13 protein-coding genes are annotated in these 17,179 nt (G+C 69.1%); 10 read left to right on the top strand and 3 right to left on the bottom strand.

The genetic code is table 11. The annotated features are described in order from the left end of the window. Nucleotides 1-7: 7 nt before the first annotated feature. Complete coding sequence (gene ubiG / locus LG334_RS16420; RefSeq protein WP_404379687.1) at nt 8-763, bottom strand: bifunctional 2-polyprenyl-6-hydroxyphenol methylase/3-demethylubiquinol 3-O-methyltransferase UbiG; 756 nt, start codon at nt 761-763, stop codon at nt 8-10. Nucleotides 764-990: 227 nt separating this feature from the next. Here ubiG and LG334_RS16415 point away from each other — a divergent pair, with 227 nt between their 5' ends. The 5 genes from LG334_RS16415 to ispG all read left to right on the top strand — a co-directional run bounded on the left by LG334_RS16415 (nt 991) and on the right by ispG (nt 8,471). Next, nucleotides 991-2,211 (top strand): aspartate kinase, encoded by a 1,221-nt coding sequence (locus LG334_RS16415; RefSeq protein ID WP_404379685.1) that lies wholly within the window; start codon nt 991-993, stop codon nt 2,209-2,211. Between the two features lie 33 nt (nt 2,212-2,244). After that, entirely contained in the window at nt 2,245-3,267 is a 1,023-nt protein-coding gene (locus LG334_RS16410; RefSeq protein ID WP_404379684.1) for an NAD(P)H-dependent flavin oxidoreductase, read from the top strand. Between the two features lie 52 nt (nt 3,268-3,319). Then, nucleotides 3,320-5,641, top strand: a complete 2,322-nt coding sequence (gene ptsP, locus LG334_RS16405) for a phosphoenolpyruvate--protein phosphotransferase (RefSeq protein ID WP_404379683.1) — start codon at nt 3,320-3,322, stop codon at nt 5,639-5,641. 152 nt (nt 5,642-5,793) lie between these two features. After that, nucleotides 5,794-7,191, top strand: coding sequence for a helix-turn-helix domain-containing protein (locus LG334_RS16400; RefSeq protein ID WP_404386400.1), 1,398 nt, complete (start codon nt 5,794-5,796; stop codon nt 7,189-7,191). 137 nt (nt 7,192-7,328) lie between these two features. Continuing rightward, nucleotides 7,329-8,471, top strand: coding sequence for a flavodoxin-dependent (E)-4-hydroxy-3-methylbut-2-enyl-diphosphate synthase (gene ispG / locus LG334_RS16395; protein WP_404379681.1), 1,143 nt, complete (start codon nt 7,329-7,331; stop codon nt 8,469-8,471). A 115-nt stretch (nt 8,472-8,586) separates the two neighbouring features. Here ispG and LG334_RS16390 read toward each other — a convergent pair whose 3' ends face one another. Further along, the gene (locus LG334_RS16390) at nt 8,587-9,159 is read right to left on the bottom strand and encodes an HdeD family acid-resistance protein (RefSeq protein WP_404379680.1); all 573 of its coding nucleotides are present in this window, start codon (nt 9,157-9,159) and stop codon (nt 8,587-8,589) included. A gap of 225 nt (nt 9,160-9,384) precedes the next feature. Here LG334_RS16390 and hisS point away from each other — a divergent pair, with 225 nt between their 5' ends. From hisS to LG334_RS16365, 5 genes are all read left to right on the top strand, one after another. Next, nucleotides 9,385-10,629: a histidine--tRNA ligase gene (gene hisS / locus LG334_RS16385; RefSeq protein ID WP_404379678.1), complete on the top strand. Its 1,245-nt coding sequence runs from the start codon at nt 9,385-9,387 to the stop codon at nt 10,627-10,629. A 24-nt stretch (nt 10,630-10,653) separates the two neighbouring features. Further along, a complete protein-coding gene (gene hemA, locus LG334_RS16380) occupies nt 10,654-11,931 on the top strand; it encodes a glutamyl-tRNA reductase (RefSeq protein ID WP_404379676.1) in 1,278 nt (425 codons plus the stop codon). Then, nucleotides 11,928-12,986 (top strand): peptide chain release factor 1, encoded by a 1,059-nt coding sequence (gene prfA, locus LG334_RS16375; RefSeq protein WP_404379674.1) that lies wholly within the window; start codon nt 11,928-11,930, stop codon nt 12,984-12,986. Before hemA ends, prfA begins: the two co-directional genes overlap by 4 nt. Next, nucleotides 12,983-13,834: a peptide chain release factor N(5)-glutamine methyltransferase gene (gene prmC / locus LG334_RS16370; protein WP_404379672.1), complete on the top strand. Its 852-nt coding sequence runs from the start codon at nt 12,983-12,985 to the stop codon at nt 13,832-13,834. The genes prfA and prmC overlap by 4 nt, the downstream gene beginning before the upstream one ends. A gap of 295 nt (nt 13,835-14,129) precedes the next feature. Further along, nucleotides 14,130-14,969 carry a DUF4167 domain-containing protein gene (locus tag LG334_RS16365; RefSeq protein ID WP_404379670.1) on the top strand — a complete coding sequence of 280 codons (840 nt, stop codon included), beginning with the start codon at nt 14,130-14,132 and terminating at the stop codon, nt 14,967-14,969. Between the two features lie 321 nt (nt 14,970-15,290). On the opposite strand, the gene LG334_RS16360 is transcribed toward LG334_RS16365, so the two are convergent. Continuing rightward, a complete protein-coding gene (locus LG334_RS16360; protein ID WP_404379668.1) occupies nt 15,291-16,664 on the bottom strand; it encodes a peptidoglycan DD-metalloendopeptidase family protein in 1,374 nt (457 codons plus the stop codon). Between the last annotated feature and the right edge of the window lie 515 nt (nt 16,665-17,179).

The raw sequence follows: 17,179 nt of genomic DNA, 5'->3' as shown, positions 1-17,179 counted from the left end.
CGCACCGTCACTCGGGTTTCGTGGCAAAGATCATGTAATTGACGTCCAGGTCGCCCGTGACCTCCCACGTATCGGTCAGCGGCATGAAGGTCATGCCGCGCAGGGCCTCGGTCACCAGGCCGCCCTCGCGCAGGCCCGCCGCGAACTCCGACGGCTTGACGAACTTGCGCCAGTCGTGGGTGCCGGCGGGAACCCAGCGCAGCACGTATTCCGCGCCGATCTTCGCCAGCGCCAGGCTTTTCAGCGTGCGGTTGAGCGTCGCGCCCACCAGAGCGCCGCCCGGCTTGACCAGATTGCCGCAGGTGCGCAGGAACAGCGGCACGTCGGCCACGTGCTCCACCACCTCCATGGTCAGGACCGCGTCGAAGCGCTCGCCCTGCGCCAGCACGTCCTCGGCCAGCTGGCAGCGGTAGTCGATGGCAAGCTCCGAGCGCTCCGCGTGGAGTCGTGCCACGCCGACGTTCTTTTCCACCGCGTCCAGGCCGGTCACGGTGAAACCCAGCCGGGCCATGGGCTCGGACAGCAACCCGCCGCCGCAGCCGATGTCCAGCAGCGTCAGCCCCTCGAACGGGCGGGCCTTGGTCAGGTCGCGGCCGAAGTGGGCGCCCAGGCTCTCGCGGATGAAGGCGACGCGCGCCGGGTTGAACTTGTGCAGCGGCTTGAATTTGCCGACGGGGTCCCACCAGGCATCCGCCATGGCCTCGAACTTCGCCATTTCCTCGGCGGAGGCCGTGGAGGTCTGCGGGGCTGCGGTGGCGGACATGGAGGGCACTCCCGGTAAATGGACAGGCGCGGTTGGGCGGCGATCGGCAGGCGGGTCATGCGCCCCTCACAGGGGCTTCCCTTGCCTCCCATCCCCGGACAGAGTATGTATACGCGCCCGTGCGGCGGGGCAACCGGCGAGCGCCGGCGGCCGGTATCGAAACCGGATCGTCGCGGCCGGAGCGCTTCCGGCGTGGACTAGAGACAGAAAGAAGGGTGCTTTCCCCAATGGCGCGCATCGTTATGAAATTCGGCGGCACCTCGGTGGGTGACATCGAGCGCATCAAGAACGTGGCGCAGCTTGTCAAGAAAGAGGTCGACGCCGGCAACGAGGTGGCCGTGGTGGTCTCCGCCATGTCGGGCGAGACCAACAAACTGGTCGGCTACTGCCGCGAGGTCGCGCCCATGCACGACTCGCGCGAGTATGACGCCGTGGTGGCGACCGGCGAGCAGGTGACGACGGGCCTCCTGTCGCTCGCGCTGCAGGAACTGGGCTGCAACGCCCGGTCGTGGCTGGGCTGGCAGATCCCCATCAAGACCGACGACGCCCACTCCAAGGCCCGCATCATGGAGATCGACACGCCGCTCATGCGCGAACGCATGGCCGGCGGCCAGGTGCCCGTGATCGCCGGCTTCCAGGGCATCGGCCCGGACAACCGCATCACCACGCTCGGCCGCGGCGGCTCCGATACCTCGGCGGTGGCCATGGCGGCGGCGCTGGACGCCGACCGCTGCGACATCTACACCGACGTGGACGGCGTCTACACCACCGACCCGCGCATCGTGCCCAAGGCACGCAAGCTGGAAAAGATTACCTACGAAGAAATGCTGGAGAGCGCGTCGCAGGGCGCCAAGGTTCTCCAGACCCGCTCCGTCGAGATGGCGATGAAGCACCGGGTGCGCCTGCAGGTGCGCTCCACCTTCGCCCCCGACACCCCTGGTACATTGGTCTGCGACGAGGACGAGATCGTGGAAAAGGAACTTGTCAGCGGCATCGCGTATTCGCGCGACGAAGCCAAGATCACCCTGGTCGACGTGGCCGACATCCCCGGTGTCGCCGCCAAGATCTTCGGCCCGCTCACCGACGCCAACGTCAACGTGGACATGATCGTCCAGAACATCGCCGAGGGCCAGGCGACCGACCTGACCTTCACGGTGGCCAAGGGCGACCTGGACCGCTGCGTCGCCGTCCTGAAGGAAAAGAAGGAGGAACTGGGCTTCCAGGACCTCATCGCCGACGATAACGTGGTGAAGATCTCCGTCATCGGCGTCGGCATGCGCAGCCACGCCGGTGTCGCCCAGACCATGTTCACCGCGCTGGCCGACAAGGGTATCAACATCCAGGTGATCTCCACCTCCGAGATCAAGGTATCGGTGCTGGTCGCCGAGGAGTACACCGAGCTGGCCCTGCGCGCCCTGCACACGGCCTACGGCCTGGACGCGGCGTAAGCGGCGGCAGGCGATGACGGGAGAGCAGGGTCGATGACGACCGACGACGCGCGCATGCGCCTCGACCGCCTCTGGCAGCGCGGCCGGGAGTTCCTCGGCTGCGAGGCCGCCATTTTGGGCGGCGCCATGTCGTGGGTGTCGGAGCGCAACCTGGTTGCGGCGATCTCCAACGCCGGCGGCTTCGGCGTCATCGCCTGCGGCTCCATGTCGCCGGACCTGCTGGATGCCGAGATCAAGGGGACCCAGGCGCTGACCGACCGCCCCTTTGGCGTCAACCTCATCACCATGCACCCGGATTTGGACGCGCTGATCGACGTATGCGCCGCCAACAAGGTGGGGCACGTCGTGCTGGCCGGCGGCCTGCCGTCGGCCAGGTCCATCAAGCGGGCCAAGGACGGCGGCGCGCGCGTCATCTGCTTTGCGCCGGCGCTGGTGCTGGCGAAAAAGCTGGTGCGCTCGGGCGCCGACGCCCTGGTGATCGAGGGCATGGAAGCCGGAGGCCACATCGGCCCCGTCTCCACCAGCGTGCTGGCGCAGGAGATCCTGCCCGTGGTCAAGGACGTGCCGGTGTTCGTCGCCGGCGGCATCGGCCGGGGCGAGGCCATCGTCAGCTACCTGGAAATGGGGGCGGCGGGGGTGCAGATCGGCACCCGCTTCGTCTGCGCCACCGAATGCGTGGCCCACGAGAAGTTCAAGCAGGCCTTCATCAAGGCCAGCGCCCGCGATGCCGTGCCCACCGTGCAGCTTGACCCGCGCTTCCCGGTCATTCCGGTGCGTGCGCTGGTCAACAAGGGGACGGAACGGTTCATGGACACCCAGCGCCAGGTCATCGAGCGCTTCCGCGCCGGGGAACTGGACCAGAAGGCCGCGCAGCTGGAAATCGAGCATTTCTGGGCGGGTGCCCTGAAACGCGCGGTGATGGACGGCGACGTGGAGAACGGCTCGCTGATGGCCGGCCAGTCCGTCGGAATGGTCACGCGCGAGCAGCCGACGGCTGAAATCATTGCCGAACTGGTCGAACAGGCCACGGAAGCCTTGCGGGCGAAGGTCGCCTGACGCAGCCTTAGGGCTTGAGAATTCGACGCAACCAGGGGGAGCGGGGCGGCACATGCACGTCCGTGACGGCTCCGGCCGCAAAGCCGACGCGATCGACACCACCAGCGCCCCGCGCCGGCTGCTGGGACGTCTGCGCGACGTCATGGCCGGCCAGGGCGCGCCGCAGGAGCGCCTGGACAAGGTGGTCTCCCTCATCGCCGAGGGCTACGAAGCCGAGGTCTGCTCGTGCTACGTCATGCGGGCCGGCGAGGTGTTGGAACTGTTCGCCACGCATGGCCTGCTTCAGTCCGCCGTCCACAACACCCGGCTGCGCGTCGGCGAGGGTCTGGTCGGCGAGATCGCGGCGCACGCCCGGCCGCTGGCCCTGGCGGATGCCTGGTCGCACCCCGCCTTCGCCTACCGCCCGGAAACGGGCGAGGAGCTGTACCACTCGCTGATGGGCGTGCCCATCCTGCGCGGCGGCCGCGTGGTCGGCGTCCTGGTGGTGCAGAACCGCGAGGAACGCACCTACACGGAAGAAGCCGTCGAGATCCTGGAGACCGTCGCCATGGTGCTGGCGGAGCTTCTGACCGTGGCGCAGATGGTCAACCGGCAGGAATTGCTGCCGGTGGACGGCAACGCGCTCCTGCCCCTGCGCCTGGAAGGCATGGGGCTCAACGGCGGGGTTGGCATCGGCGTGGCGGTGATGCACCAGCCGCAGGTGCGCATCGGCCGTCTGGTCGCCGAGGACCCCGATGTCGAGCACGTCCGCCTGAAGGAGGCGCTCAACACGCTGCGCGCCGAGGTGGACGGGATGCTGGACGACGATACCGTTCAGCACGCCGGCGAGGCCTTCGGCGACTTCCGCGACGTGCTGGAAACCTATCGCATGTTCGCCGAGGATGCGGGCTGGATCGGCCGCATCACCGAGGCCATCAACTCGGGCCTGACCGCCGAGGCGGCGGTGCAGAAGGTTCACGACGACACCCGCGTGCGCATGTCGCACGTCACCGATCCCTACATCCGCGACCGCCTGCACGACCTGGAAGACCTGGCCAACCGCCTGCTGGCGCACCTGGTGGGGGCGGAGCAGCTGTCTTCGCGCGGGGCGCTGCCCGACGACGCCATTCTGCTGTGCCGCAACCTGGGCCCGACGGAGCTTCTGGACTACGACCGCGACAAGTTGCGCGGACTGGTCATGGAGGAAGGCTCGCGCACCATGCACGCGGTCATCATCGCCCGCGCGCTCGGGGTGCCGGTGGTGGCGCGGGTGCCCGGCGTGCTGACCAAGATTGAGCCCCATGATCCCGTCATCATCGACGGCGATCACGGCCAGGTCTTCATCCGCCCCGGCGACGACGTGCGCGAGGCATTCGAAAAAAGCCTGAAGGCCCGCCGCCGCAAGCTTGCCGCCTATACCGCTCTGCGCGACGAACCGTCGGTCTCGCGCGATGGCGTCAAGGTCAGCCTGATGCTGAACGCCGGGCTGCTCATGGATCTGCCGAACGTGGTGGAGACGGGCGCGGAGGGCATCGGCCTCTACCGCACCGAGGTTCCCTTCATGTCGCGGGCCAGCCTGCCCAACGTGGAGGATCAGGCCGGGCTGTATGCCCGTATCCAGGACGCCTGCGGCGATCGGCCCGTGGTGTTCCGCACCCTGGACGTCGGCTCGGACAAGGTGCTGCCCTACTGGCACGGCCAGCCCGAGGACAACCCGGCGCTGGGCTGGCGCTCCATCCGCATTTCCCTGGACCGCCCGGCCATCCTGCGCTCCCAGCTGCGGGCGCTGATCCGCGCGGCGGCGGGGCGCGAGCTGCGGGTGATGTTCCCCATGGTGAGCGAGGTCGCGGAACTGACCGCCGCCCGGGCGGTGCTGGACATGGAGCTGGCGCGCGAGGAAAAGCTGCACGGGCCCGAGGCGCTGCCCAGCCATGTGAAGGTCGGCACCATGCTGGAGGTTCCGGCGCTGATCTGGCAGCTGCCGCAACTGCTCAAGCGGGTCGACTTCGTGTCGCTGGGGTCCAACGACCTGGTGCAGTTCCTCTACGCCACCGACCGCGGCAATCCCAAGGTGTCCGATCGCTACGACGTGCTGTCGCCGGCGGTGCTGTGTGCCGTCGACCAGATTGCGCGGCAGTGCCGCGCGGCCGGCGTGCCGCTGTCGATCTGCGGCGAAATGGCCGGCCGTCCGCTGGAGGCCATGGCGATGGTGGCGCTGGGGGTGCGCACGCTGTCCATGACCGCCGGCGGCATCGGCCCGGTCAAGATGATGCTGCGCAGCATGCATGTGGGACAGGTCGAAGATTACATTCGCGACCTGATGGACCTGCCGGACCACAGCGTGCGCGAAAAGCTGCGTTTCTTCGCTCAGGACCACGGCGTCGTATTGTCCTGAGGATAGTGCGGCTGTGTATTGCTAAGGGTCGCGGCGATTTGGTAGCTTGAAATCCACCCCTCCGGGCTTAATGCGTCTTTGCCGGCAGAGACATGCGGGCAAGTCGCGGGGGTCCGGGGCACGCTTCTCTTCTTCGGGACGATTGCGCCTTGGTGCACGCAGACAACATGCCTTCCGCCGAGCCGGCGCCGCGCGAGTCCGTCGGACAGCTGCTGCGCATGACCCGCGCCAGCCACGGCGTGGATCTTCCTCATGTCGCGGAGGCCCTGCGCATCCGCCTGGCCTTCCTTCAGGCCATCGAGGACGGCCGCAACCAGGACCTGCCGGGCCCCACCTATGCCGTCGGCTTCGTCCGCGCCTACGCCGACTACCTGGGCCTGGACGGCGAGGAGATCGTGCGCCGCTACAAGGCCGAGACATCCATCGTTCCGCGCAAGGCCGACCTGGAGTTCCCGACCCCGGTGAACGAAGGCGGCATCCCCACCGGCGCAATGCTGCTGATCGCCGCCCTGCTGGGCGCGGGCATCTACGGCGGCTGGTACTGGATGTCCAGCGCGGACCGGACCGTCGCCGAACTGATCCAGGAAGTACCGGAGCGTTTCAACGATCTGCTGGCCGCCGCGCCCGAGGCCGGCGAGGAAGGTGCGGCCGTGGTGGAGGCTCTGGCACAGTCGGCCGACCGCATGCTGACCGGTGCCGAACCGCCGGCCCCGGCCCCGGCGTCCGACCCCGCCGCTGCGCCGGACCCGGCGCCGGCTGACCCCGCAGCGGACGCGGCCCCGAACGCGCCTGCGGTGGCGGCCGTCGAGCCGGCTCCGGTGGTGGACCCGGCGCCGGCCGGGGCGCCGACGGTCGAGCCGCCGCCGGCGGCCTCGGTACCCGCCGACCCGGCGCCCGCCGCCGAAAACCCCGAAACCGCCGACGCCACCGGTCCGTCGCCTGCGGCCGCGCCCGAGGCGCCGGACGCTGCGGCGGAGCCTGTCGCGCCGGGTTCTGTCGAGCGCGTGCCCGAGGAGCGCCAGGTGGCCGTCGCCCCGCCGTCGGAGCCCACGGTTCCCCAGCCGCCGCCGGCCGAGGAGCCGGCCAGTGCCGCCGAGCCTGCGCCGGAGCCGGCCGCCGAGCCGGAGACGGAGGCCGCCGCTGCCCCCGCGCCGGCGACGGAGGAGACTTCTGCGCCCGAGCCCGAGCCCGCGCCGGTCGCGGAGGAGCAGCAAATGGCCGCCGTTCCCGCCGCGCCCGATCTGCCCGAGCCTGTCGCCGCGCTGGACGGGGCGGTCTATGGCGCGCCTGCCGGGTCCACCCGCGTGGTGCTGGCCGCCACCCAGGACAGCTGGATTCAGGTGCGCGCCGGCGAGGAACTGATCGCCACCCGCCTTCTGCGCGAGGGCGAGCGCTTTCAGGTGCCCGACCGTCGCGGCCTGACCCTGATGGTCGGCAACGCCGGAGGCCTGCGCATCGTGGTCGACGGTCGGACCCTGCCGCCGCTGGGCGACCAGGGCGAAGTGCGCCGGGGCATCCGCCTCGCACCGGACGCGCTGTTGTCCAACTGATCCATCAGAGGGATCGCCCTTGGGCGTCCCATGCGTTAAGAGACCATGACGGCCTTGCCCGCGCCGCGCTTCACGCCCATTTTCGGCGGTGGAGGCGGCGCGTCGGCCGTCGGTGACCACCATCCAGTGGGGTTTTCATGAGCAGCGTCCGTCCGTATCGCCAAATCCTTCGCCGCCCGAGCCGCCAGATCATGGTCGGCTCAGTGCCCGTGGGGGGTGATGCGCCCATCTCGGTCCAGTCCATGACCAACACCAAGACGACGGACGTCGCCGGCACCCTGGACCAGATCCGCCGGCTGGAAGAGGCCGGGGCGGACATCGTCCGCGTCTCCTGTCCCGACGAGGACTCGACGGCCGCCTTCAAGGACATCGTGCGCCAGTCCAACGTGCCGCTGGTGGCCGACATCCACTTCCACTACAAGCGCGCGCTGGAAGCCGCCGAGGCGGGTGCGGCCTGCCTGCGCATCAACCCCGGCAACATCGGGTCGGAGGACCGGGTGCGCGAGGTGGTGCGCGCCGCCAAGGCCAACGGCTGCTCCATCCGCATCGGCGTCAACGCGGGGTCCCTGGAGCGCGACCTGCTGGAGCAGTACGGCGAGCCCTGCCCGGAAGCCATGGTCGCCAGCGCCCAGCGCCACATGGCCGTGCTGCAGGACAACGACTTCCACGAGTTCAAGATTTCCGTGAAGGCGTCGGACGTCTTCCTGGCCGTCGCCGCCTACATGCAACTGGCGGAAGCCTGCGACTACCCGCTCCACCTGGGCATCACCGAGGCCGGCGGCCTGCGCGGCGGCACGGTCAAGAGCGCGGTCGGCATGGGCAACCTGCTGTGGGCCGGCATCGGCGACACCATCCGCGTCAGCCTGTCGGCCGATCCGGTGGAGGAAATCAAGGTCGGCTTCGAGATCCTGAAAAGCCTGGGGCTGCGGCACCGGGGCGTGCGGGTGATCTCGTGCCCGTCCTGCGCGCGCCAGGGCTTCGACGTCATCAAGACGGTCGAGACGCTGGAGGAACGCCTTGCCCACATCGCCACGCCCATGACGCTGTCCATCATCGGCTGCGTGGTCAACGGCCCCGGCGAGGCCCGCGAGACCGACATCGGCCTGACCGGCGGCGGTTCGGGCAGCCACATGGTCTACGTCTCGGGCGTGAAGGACCACACCATCAATGACGAGACGATGGTGGAGCACCTGGTGGGCATGGTGGAACAGAAGGCCGCCGAGATCGAGGCGGCCAAGGCGGAAGAGGCCGGGAAGGCCGACGCCCCGGCGGCGGAGTAGGGGGCGGGCCTCGCATCGGGATGTCAGGCAAATCGACCCGGCATGCCGCCGGGTCGATCCGTTTCCGGAAACGCTTGTTCGGTGAAATCGCCGGGCTTTCCCGGCGTTGCCGCTGTCATTTGACGGCTCCGCGTGCGGCAGAGCCCGCCGCGATCATCCAGATGCCGGCAAAGATCAGTTCGATCCCCACCAGGATGCCCACCGCCCACAGGGCGGACGCCGGCCAGCCGACAAAGATCAGGACGCCGATGATCAGGCTGAGGACGCCGCTGACCATCAGCCAGCCCCAGCCCTCGATGTCGCGGTAGCGCGCGCCGGCGGCAAGCTTGACGATGCCGTTGACCAGGAAGAACGCCGCCAGCACCAGCGTCAGCGCCGCCAGACCCTGACCGGGGAAGACCAGCAGGATGACGCCCAAGGCCAGTGCCAGAAGGGCGCCCACCATGTAGTAGCTGGTGCCCTTCCAGCCCTTGACGCGGAAGGCCTGCACCAGTTGCGCGCCGCCGCCGATCAGGAACACGACGCCGAGAACCAGGTTGAGCGCAATCCCGGCCGCCAACGGAGCGACGATCGCCAGTGCGCCGAGAATGACCCACAAGGCGCCGATACCGATGAACCATCCGCTGTTCTCGCGGACAGCTTGTCGTGAGACGTGGGCAAGGTCGGGCTCGCTCGTATTGATGGCCATGAAGATATCCTTCGGCTGTGAAATCCGTCTTGAAAAACGGTGACCGCCCCCGCCGTGTTGCGAAGTGGAAGCCGGGCGGCCGGCGCCGGCCCACCCGCAAACGGCCTCCTCAACCCAACCGCCTGCGCGCTCGCGGTTGCGCGCGGGCGTCATATGCCGTAGCTATCCGGTAACCGGATCACCTTCAGTTCCATCGACTTCCGCAAAGACACACGAGGCACTCAAGTGGCGACCCTGCAACCTGTTCGCGGCACCCATGACCTTCTGCCGGAGCAGTGCCGGCGACATCGCGCGGTGGAGGAACGCTGCCGGCTGGTCGCCGAGCGGTTCGGCTATGCCGAGGTCGCGACGCCCATCTTCGAGTTCACCGAGGTCTTCGCCCGCACGCTGGGCGACACCTCGGACGTCGTGACCAAGGAGATGTACACCTTCGAGGATCGCGGCGGAGAGGGCATCACGCTGCGTCCCGAGGGCACGGCTGGCGTCGCCCGCGCCTTCATCTCCAACGGGTTGCAGCAGTCCCTGCCGCTGAAGGTCTTCTACCGCGGCCCCATGTTCCGCTACGAGCGGCCGCAGAAGGGCCGCCAGCGCCAGTTCCACCAGGTGGGCGTGGAGCTTCTGGGCGTCGAGGCGCCGCTGGCGGACGTGGAGGTCATCGCGCTGGGCGCCCGCTTCCTGGATGCCCTGGGCCTGAAAGGCCGCGTCACGCTGGAAATCAACACCCTCGGCGACCAGGAAAGCCGCGAGGCCTACCGCACCGCGCTGGTGGACTACCTGCGCGGCCACATGGACCGCCTGTCCGAGGACAGCAAGGCGCGGCTGGAGCGCAACCCCTTGCGCGTGCTCGACAGCAAGGACGAGGCCGACCGGGAGATCGTCAGGGACGCCCCGGTCTTCACCGACTACCTGAACGAGCACTCCCGCACCTTCTTCGACACGGTGCTGAAGGGCCTGGACCAACTGGGCATCGACTACGTCCACAACACCCGCCTGGTGCGCGGCCTGGACTACTACAGCCACACGGCGTTCGAGTTCACCACCACCGAACTCGGCGCCCAGGGCACGGTCCTGGCCGGCGGCCGCTATGATGGCCTCATCAAGACCATGGGCGGCCCGCCGACCCCCGGCATCGGCTGGGCGGCGGGTGTCGAGCGCCTGGCCCTGCTGGTGGAGGACGTGGAGCCCTTCGCCCGCCCCATCGCCATCGTGCCGCTGGGCGAACAGGCCGAGGCCCGCGCGCTGACGCTGGCCGACGACCTGCGCCGCGCCGAGTTCACGGTGGACATGGGCTACACCGGCAACATGAAAAAGCGCATGCAGCGCGCCAACAAGGTGGGCGCCCGCGCCGCCGTCATCCTCGGCGAGGACGAACTGGCCAAGGGCGAGGCCCTGGTGCGCGACCTGGACAGCGGCGAGCAGACCCCGGTTCCGCTCGGCGACCTGGAGGCGGCGCTCGGCCGGTTCCGCTAGCGGGGCCGGGGCGGGATTGCGCCCATGACCGACACGGCGGTCAGCCGGCTGGTGGTGGTCGGCGCCAACCATCGCTCCAGCAGCCTTGCGCTCCGCGACGCCCTGTTCGTGGAGGACGCCGCCGTGCCCGGTGTCCTCGCCCTGCTGCGCGACCGCTGCGGCCTGACCCAGGCCATGCTTCTGTCCACCTGCGACCGGGTGGAGGTCATGGCCGTGGATGCCGACCCCGGCGCCTGCGGCGCGGCGCTCACGCGCGTGCTGGCGGAACTGGCGGGGATGGACCCGGCGGATGCGGCGGGGCAGATCTATACGCTGACCGGCGAGGACGCCGTCCACCACGGTTTCGCCGTCGCCGCCAGCCTGGACAGCCAGATCATCGGCGAGCCGCATGTGCTCGGCCAGGTGAAGGCGGCGTGGCGGCTGGCACGCGACGCCGGCATGGCGGGGGCGGAGCTGGAAGCCGTGGTGCAGGGCGCCTTTGCCTGCGCCAAGCGGGTGCGCTCGGAAACAGCCATCGCCCAGGGGCCGGTGTCCGTCGCGTCGTCGGCGGTCCAGACGGCGCGGGACCTGCATGGCGACCTGGACCGCACGCGCGGCCTCATCGTCGGCACCGGCGACATGGCGGAGCTGATGGCGGAAGCCTTCCAGGCCGCCGGCCTCATTCGGCTGACCGTCACCGCTCCGCGTGACACCCTGGCGGAAGGGCTGGCCCGGCGCATCGACGCCCACGCCATGCCCTTCGACCGCCTGCCCGAGGCCCTGCGCGCGTCCGACGTGGTGGTGACGGCGGTCGGCGGGCGCACCTATGCCATCACGCTGGAACAGGTGCGCGACGCCCTGCGCAAGCGGCGCCAGCGCCCTATCTTCCTGGTGGACGCAGGCATTCCCGGCGATATCGAACCCGCCGTGAACCGTGAGGAAAACGCCTTCCTCTATGACCTGGACGACCTGGAGCACATCGCCCTGTCCGGCCGGGCCGGGCGCGAGGCGGCGGCCCGCGCGGCGTGGGACGTGGTGGGGCAGGAGGTGGCCGCGTTCCTGAAGCGCCGGGCCGCGCGCGACGCCGCCCCCGCCATCACGGCCCTGCGCGACCACGCGGACGCCCTGCGAGCGGAAGCCCTGGCGGCGGCCGGCGGCGATGCCGACAAGGCGACACGGCTTCTGGTGAACCGCCTGCTGCACGAGCCCTCCCGTTTCTTGCGGGATGTTGCGGAAGGTGGCGACGAGGATGCACGGCGCGCGGCGGAGGTTCTGCTCCGCCGGCTGTTCGCGCTGCATGACGACAAGGAGAGTGACCGGTGAACCTGGACGAGAAACTGGGCCGCGTCGTGGCGCGCTACGACGAGCTTCAGGCCCTGCTCGCCACCGAGGACAAGGGCGACGCCATCGCCCGCATGTCCAAGGAAATCAGCGATCTGACCCCCGTGGTGGAGGCCATCGCCGAGCTGCGCAAGGCGCGGTCCGATCTGGAAGAGGCCGAGGCCATGGCCTCCGACCCCGAAATGCGCGACCTGGCGCAGGAGGAGGCGGCGGACCTGCGCGAACGGGTGCCGGAGCTGGAGCACGCCGTCAAGCTTCTGCTGGTGCCCAAGGACGAAGCGGATTCGCGCAACGCCATCCTGGAAGTGCGCGCCGGCACCGGCGGCGACGAGGCGGCGCTGTTCGCCGGCGAACTGTTCCGCATGTACGAGCGCTACGCCGCGCTGAAGGGCTGGAAGGTGGAGGTCATGGACCTCAACGAGACGGACCTGGGCGGCGTGAAGGAGGTGGTCGCCATGGTCTCCGGCCGCGACGTCTTCGCGCGGCTGAAGTACGAGTCCGGCGTCCATCGCGTCCAGCGCGTGCCCGAAACCGAAGGCGGCGGCCGCATCCACACCTCGGCGGCTACCGTGGCGGTGCTGCCCGAGGCGCAGGACGTCGACGTCCAGATCGAGGACAAGGACCTGCGCATCGACACCTACCGCTCCCAGGGCGCCGGCGGCCAGCACGTCAACACCACCGAATCGGCCGTGCGCATCACCCACGTTCCCACGGGCGTGGTCGCGGCCTGCCAGGAGGAAAAAAGCCAGCACAAGAACAAGGCCAAGGCCTTGAAAATGCTCATGGCCAAGCTGTACGAGCATCAGCGCGAGCAGGCCGTGAACGAGCGCGCCGAGGCCCGCCGCAGCCAGGTGGGGTCCGGTGATCGGTCGGAGCGCATCCGTACCTACAACTTCCCCCAGGGCCGCGTCACGGATCACCGCATCAACCTGACCCTCTATGCGATCGACAAGATCATGCAGGGCGAGGGACTGGACGACCTTGTGGACGCCCTGACCACCGAGGACAACGCGGCGAAGCTGGCGGAACTGGCATGACGGATACCGTCGACGCGCTGCTGCGCGAGGCGGCGGGCGTGCTTTCCGCCGCGGGCGTGGAGGGCGCGCGGCGCGACGCCCGGCTGCTGTTGGCCGACCTGCTTGGCTGCGCGGCCGGTGATCTTCTGACGCGCGGCGACGCGGCGGTGGACGCGGCGACGGCAACTGCCTTTCGCGCCCGCATCGCCCGCCGGGCTGATCGCGAGCCCGTCAGCCGCATCCTCGGCCGGCGCGGGTTCTGGCGCCACGAGTTCCTGGTGGGGCCGGAGACGCTCGATCCGCGCCCGGACACGGAAACGGTGGTGGAACTGGCGCTGGAGGCCCTGCCCGAGGCTCAAGGGCACTACAGCGTGCTCGACCTCGGCACCGGGACCGGCTGTATCCTGCTTTCCATCCTTGGCGACCGGCCCAACGCCGCTGGCCTGGGCGTTGACATCGCGCCGGGCGCCGTGGCGCTGGCGGCCGAAAACGCCCGCCGCCTTGGGCTGGCGGACCGCGCCCGCTTTGCGCGCGGCGACTGGGCGGCGGCGGTGGACGGAAAATTTGATGCAATCGTCTCCAACCCTCCCTATATCCCGGACGCCGAGGTGCCCGGGCTTGATCCCGAGGTTTCCCGGCATGATCCCCCCACCGCGCTGAAAGGCGGGCCGGACGGCCTTTACCCGTATCGGGTTATTGCCAAGGAAGCTCCACGACTGTTAAGGTCTTCGGGCTCACTGATCGTGGAAGTGGGGGCAGGGCAGGCGGACGACGTCGCCACCCTGTTCGAAGACGCTCACCTGCGCGTGACCGATGTCAGACGGGACCTGACCGGGATCGCACGGTGCGTAAGGGCGACCAACGAATAAAAAAGTTTCGCGATTCCCTCAAAAAGGGGTTGGAAACCCGCGACGCTCCGAATACGTTGGTTTCCAAGCACGACAACTTGTCGCACCGGGGCTTGGCGCTCCAGGATCTCCAGCCGAACTGATTGGCCGGAAGGATAAGCCGCCACGGTCTCTGCAACGGCCGAACGGTCATTGTCGGCAATCGTGCACTTCGATTCCCCGATACTTCACCCGGGTCGGTGTCTGACCGGCCGCGGCCAAAGGTCGCCGTCGTCTCGGGGAGACGGTTTCTCAACCGCAAGAATTGTCTGGAGTCATGAAGCAAGGCTCGAACAACAAGCGCCCTCGCCGCGGTGGCGCGCCGAAGGGCAACAGGGGACCGGTTCGCAACCAGACCTTTGACAGCAACTGTGCCGGCCAGCGCGTGCGCGGAACGGCGCAGCAGGTGATGGAAAAGTACTTGGCCATGGCACGAGACGCGGCGTCTTCCGGCGACCGCATCCTGGCCGAGAACTTCTATCAGCATGCGGAACACTATTTCCGCATCGCCAACGTCAACGGCGCGCTGTCCAACCGGATCCAGCAGCAGGGCAGCGGCGCCCATGTGCCGCCGACGCCGGCGCATGACCAGACGCCGCTGGACGACCTCTTCGATTACGAAGAAGAGGCCGCTCTGCAGCACCAGCCCAACCAGCAGCACGGCGGCAATGGTCGGGATCAGCACCCGCGCGGCCAGCAGTCCGATGGCGGAAACGGTCAGGCTCGTGACGAGCAGCCGGCTCCGCATCAGCCGCAGGCGCAGCAGCCTGAAAGCGGTGGCGACACCAATCAGGGCCAGGGCGAGGACCGCCCGGCCAAGCCGCGTCGTGCTCGCACGCGCCGCAAGCCCGCCGACGCCGAAGGCCAGCCGCCCGGCGGCGAAGAGGCTCCGCAGGCTGCGTCCGGCGGCGAGGACGCCGACGCTCCGGCCAAGCCCGCCCGCGCCCGCCGCACGCGGAAGGCCGCCGACAAGGCCGAAGGCGCCGCCGCCGAGGATGGTGGCGAGGCCCCCGCGCCGCGCCGCCGCCGCGCTCCGGCCCGCAAGAAGACGTCGGGTTCCGACGAGGGCGGCGGGGACGAAGCCGGCAGCGACGACCGCCGCGAGGCCGTGGCCTGACGGCCGCATGACCATGATGCGACAAGGGGCTCCGATGTCATCGGGGCCCCTTTCGTATGTCCGCGCGTCGGCCCGCCCCAGACCCCCCGCCGGAGGCCGAGGTCCCCGGACCGCCACTCTTTCGGTGGGGTGATCCGTCCCCGCCGGCGGACGCCGGGAAGAACCCGATGGCGCCTGGTGCGGGCCGACCGCTCGGGAGGTCGAGGCGCGGTCGCATGCCCAAGGACGGTCCGCCACACTCACCTGCCTATGCGGCAGCAGCCGCAAAAAAGGCCCGGCCTCCGATGAGGTCCGGGCCTTTTGCGGGTTTTTTGGAATGCGTTACTTCGCCGCGGCCACCTCTGTGGCGCTGGGCAGAGAGGCATAGACGGAGCGGGTTTCGCCCATGGTCTCCTTGAACCGGGCCAGCTCCGTGCCCTCAAGGATGCGACCCGTGGGGAAGCGCACCTTCTGGGGGTTCACCTGCTTGCCGTTCTTGAGGATTTCGTAGTGGAGGTGCGGACCGGTGGAGCGGCCCGTGGAGCCGACGTAGCCGATGACGTCGCCCTGCTTCACGCGCTTGCCGGGGGTCATGCCCTTGGCGATTCGGTGCATGTGGGCGTAGGCGGTGTCGTATTCGCTGTTGTGGCGGATGCGCACGTAGTTTCCGTAGCTGGAGAACGGCCCGCTCTTGGCGATGACGCCGTCGCCGGCGGCGTAGATGGGCGTGCCGGTGGGGGCGGCGAAGTCGCTGCCCTTGTGCATCTTGCTGTAGCCCAGAACCGGGTGCCGCCGCATGCCAAAGCCCGACGACAGCCGCGCGCCGTTGATGGGCGTACGCAGCAGCGCCTTGCGCACGCTGTGGCCCTTGGCGTCGTAGTAGTCGACGTCGCCGGTGGTGTCTTCGTAGCGGTAGATCTCGTAGCGCCGGCCCGACAGCGTAAGCGCAGCGTAGTGCACGTCGCCCTCGCGCACGGTGCGGCCGTCTTCGGTGCTCTCGCGCTCGAACATGACCTCGAAACTGTCACCAGGCTGAATGTCGCGCTGGAAGTCGACGTCGTAGGAATAGGCCTTGATCAGCTCGACCAGCACAGCAACCGGCACACCGGCCTCGACGCCGTTCTGGAACAGGCTGGCCGTGATGGTGCCCTCGGCACGGTAAGCCTGGGTCAGGACGGGCGCCTTCTCCTCGGCGGGGGCGAAGGCGCCGTCGGTGTCGCGCACAGCACCCACGCGCAGGGCCGGCTGCGGCTCAAAGGAAAAGCCCTTGAACACTTCGCCGCCCTGCGCGGCCGCCGCATCGAAGGTGACCGTGATCTCGTCGCCGGGGCGCAGCTTGCGCGGGTCCCAGACCTCGCGGAGCGCCTCGATGGAGTTGTGGGCCTCGGTGCGGTTGACGCCGGCGTTGACCAGCACCGCCATCAGAGTGTCGCCGCTCTTGATCTTGAGCGTCTGTTCGGTGATGGGCGGGGCAGGGGGCTTGGGCGGCGCGACCGGTGCGAATGCCAGCTTCTGGGGCTGATTGACGCTCGCCTTCACAAGCGTGGCACCGCCGGTCTCTCCCGGTGCGTCCGCCGCGGCGGCGACGGGCGCCTGCGGGGTCGCCTTGGAGGGAGACGGGCCGGGCCAGCCGAGAAGGACCACCATGGCCAGGGCCGAGACCCCCGCAACAGCCAAAGAGGCGGTTGCGCGACGGGCGTGTCGCGACCGTTTCATGCGTCTGCTCCTCTACTCTCTGCTCTCTCTGAGGTCCGGCCTGTTTGAGCGGCCGGTTTCTGCGCTCAACGATGCCCATGGGGCGCTGCAGTGTCAACGTGTTTCACGGCGTTTCCCGGCAGGAAATGCGGCGTTTCCCGGACGTTCCGCCTTTGCTTCGGTGGAGCACGAAACGGCGCGTCGGCCGCGGGCGTCGCGCAAAGGTGCAGCCGCCGTTTGTGACAGCATGGTTTTTTGTTGTTGACACTTTCATGAGCAAGGCCTAGATATCGGTCCACCGACGCGGCGAATTCAGCCTGTCGAGTTCCAGACCAGCCGAACACGGAACGGCCTCTCAAAAGAGGTCCCGGTTTGGCGTCGTCGTCCTCTAGGGGGCGTCGCGGTTTGGCAGGTCAGCCAAAAATTCGGGTTGACAGGGTCCGGGCGGTTCGATAGAAACCCGGCCTTCCGCGGCGGAGCCGGCGGCCTTCGGGTCCTGGTGAAGCGGCGGGGAGAAAAGAGAAAAAAGAGGTTGA

Origin of the sequence: Caenispirillum salinarum (assembly GCF_044803115.1) — a bacterium.
GTDB lineage: Bacteria > Pseudomonadota > Alphaproteobacteria > Rhodospirillales > Rhodospirillaceae > Caenispirillum > Caenispirillum salinarum_A.
Note: the sequence above shows the minus strand (reverse complement) of the source record. Positions and strands in the feature narration are given on the sequence as shown.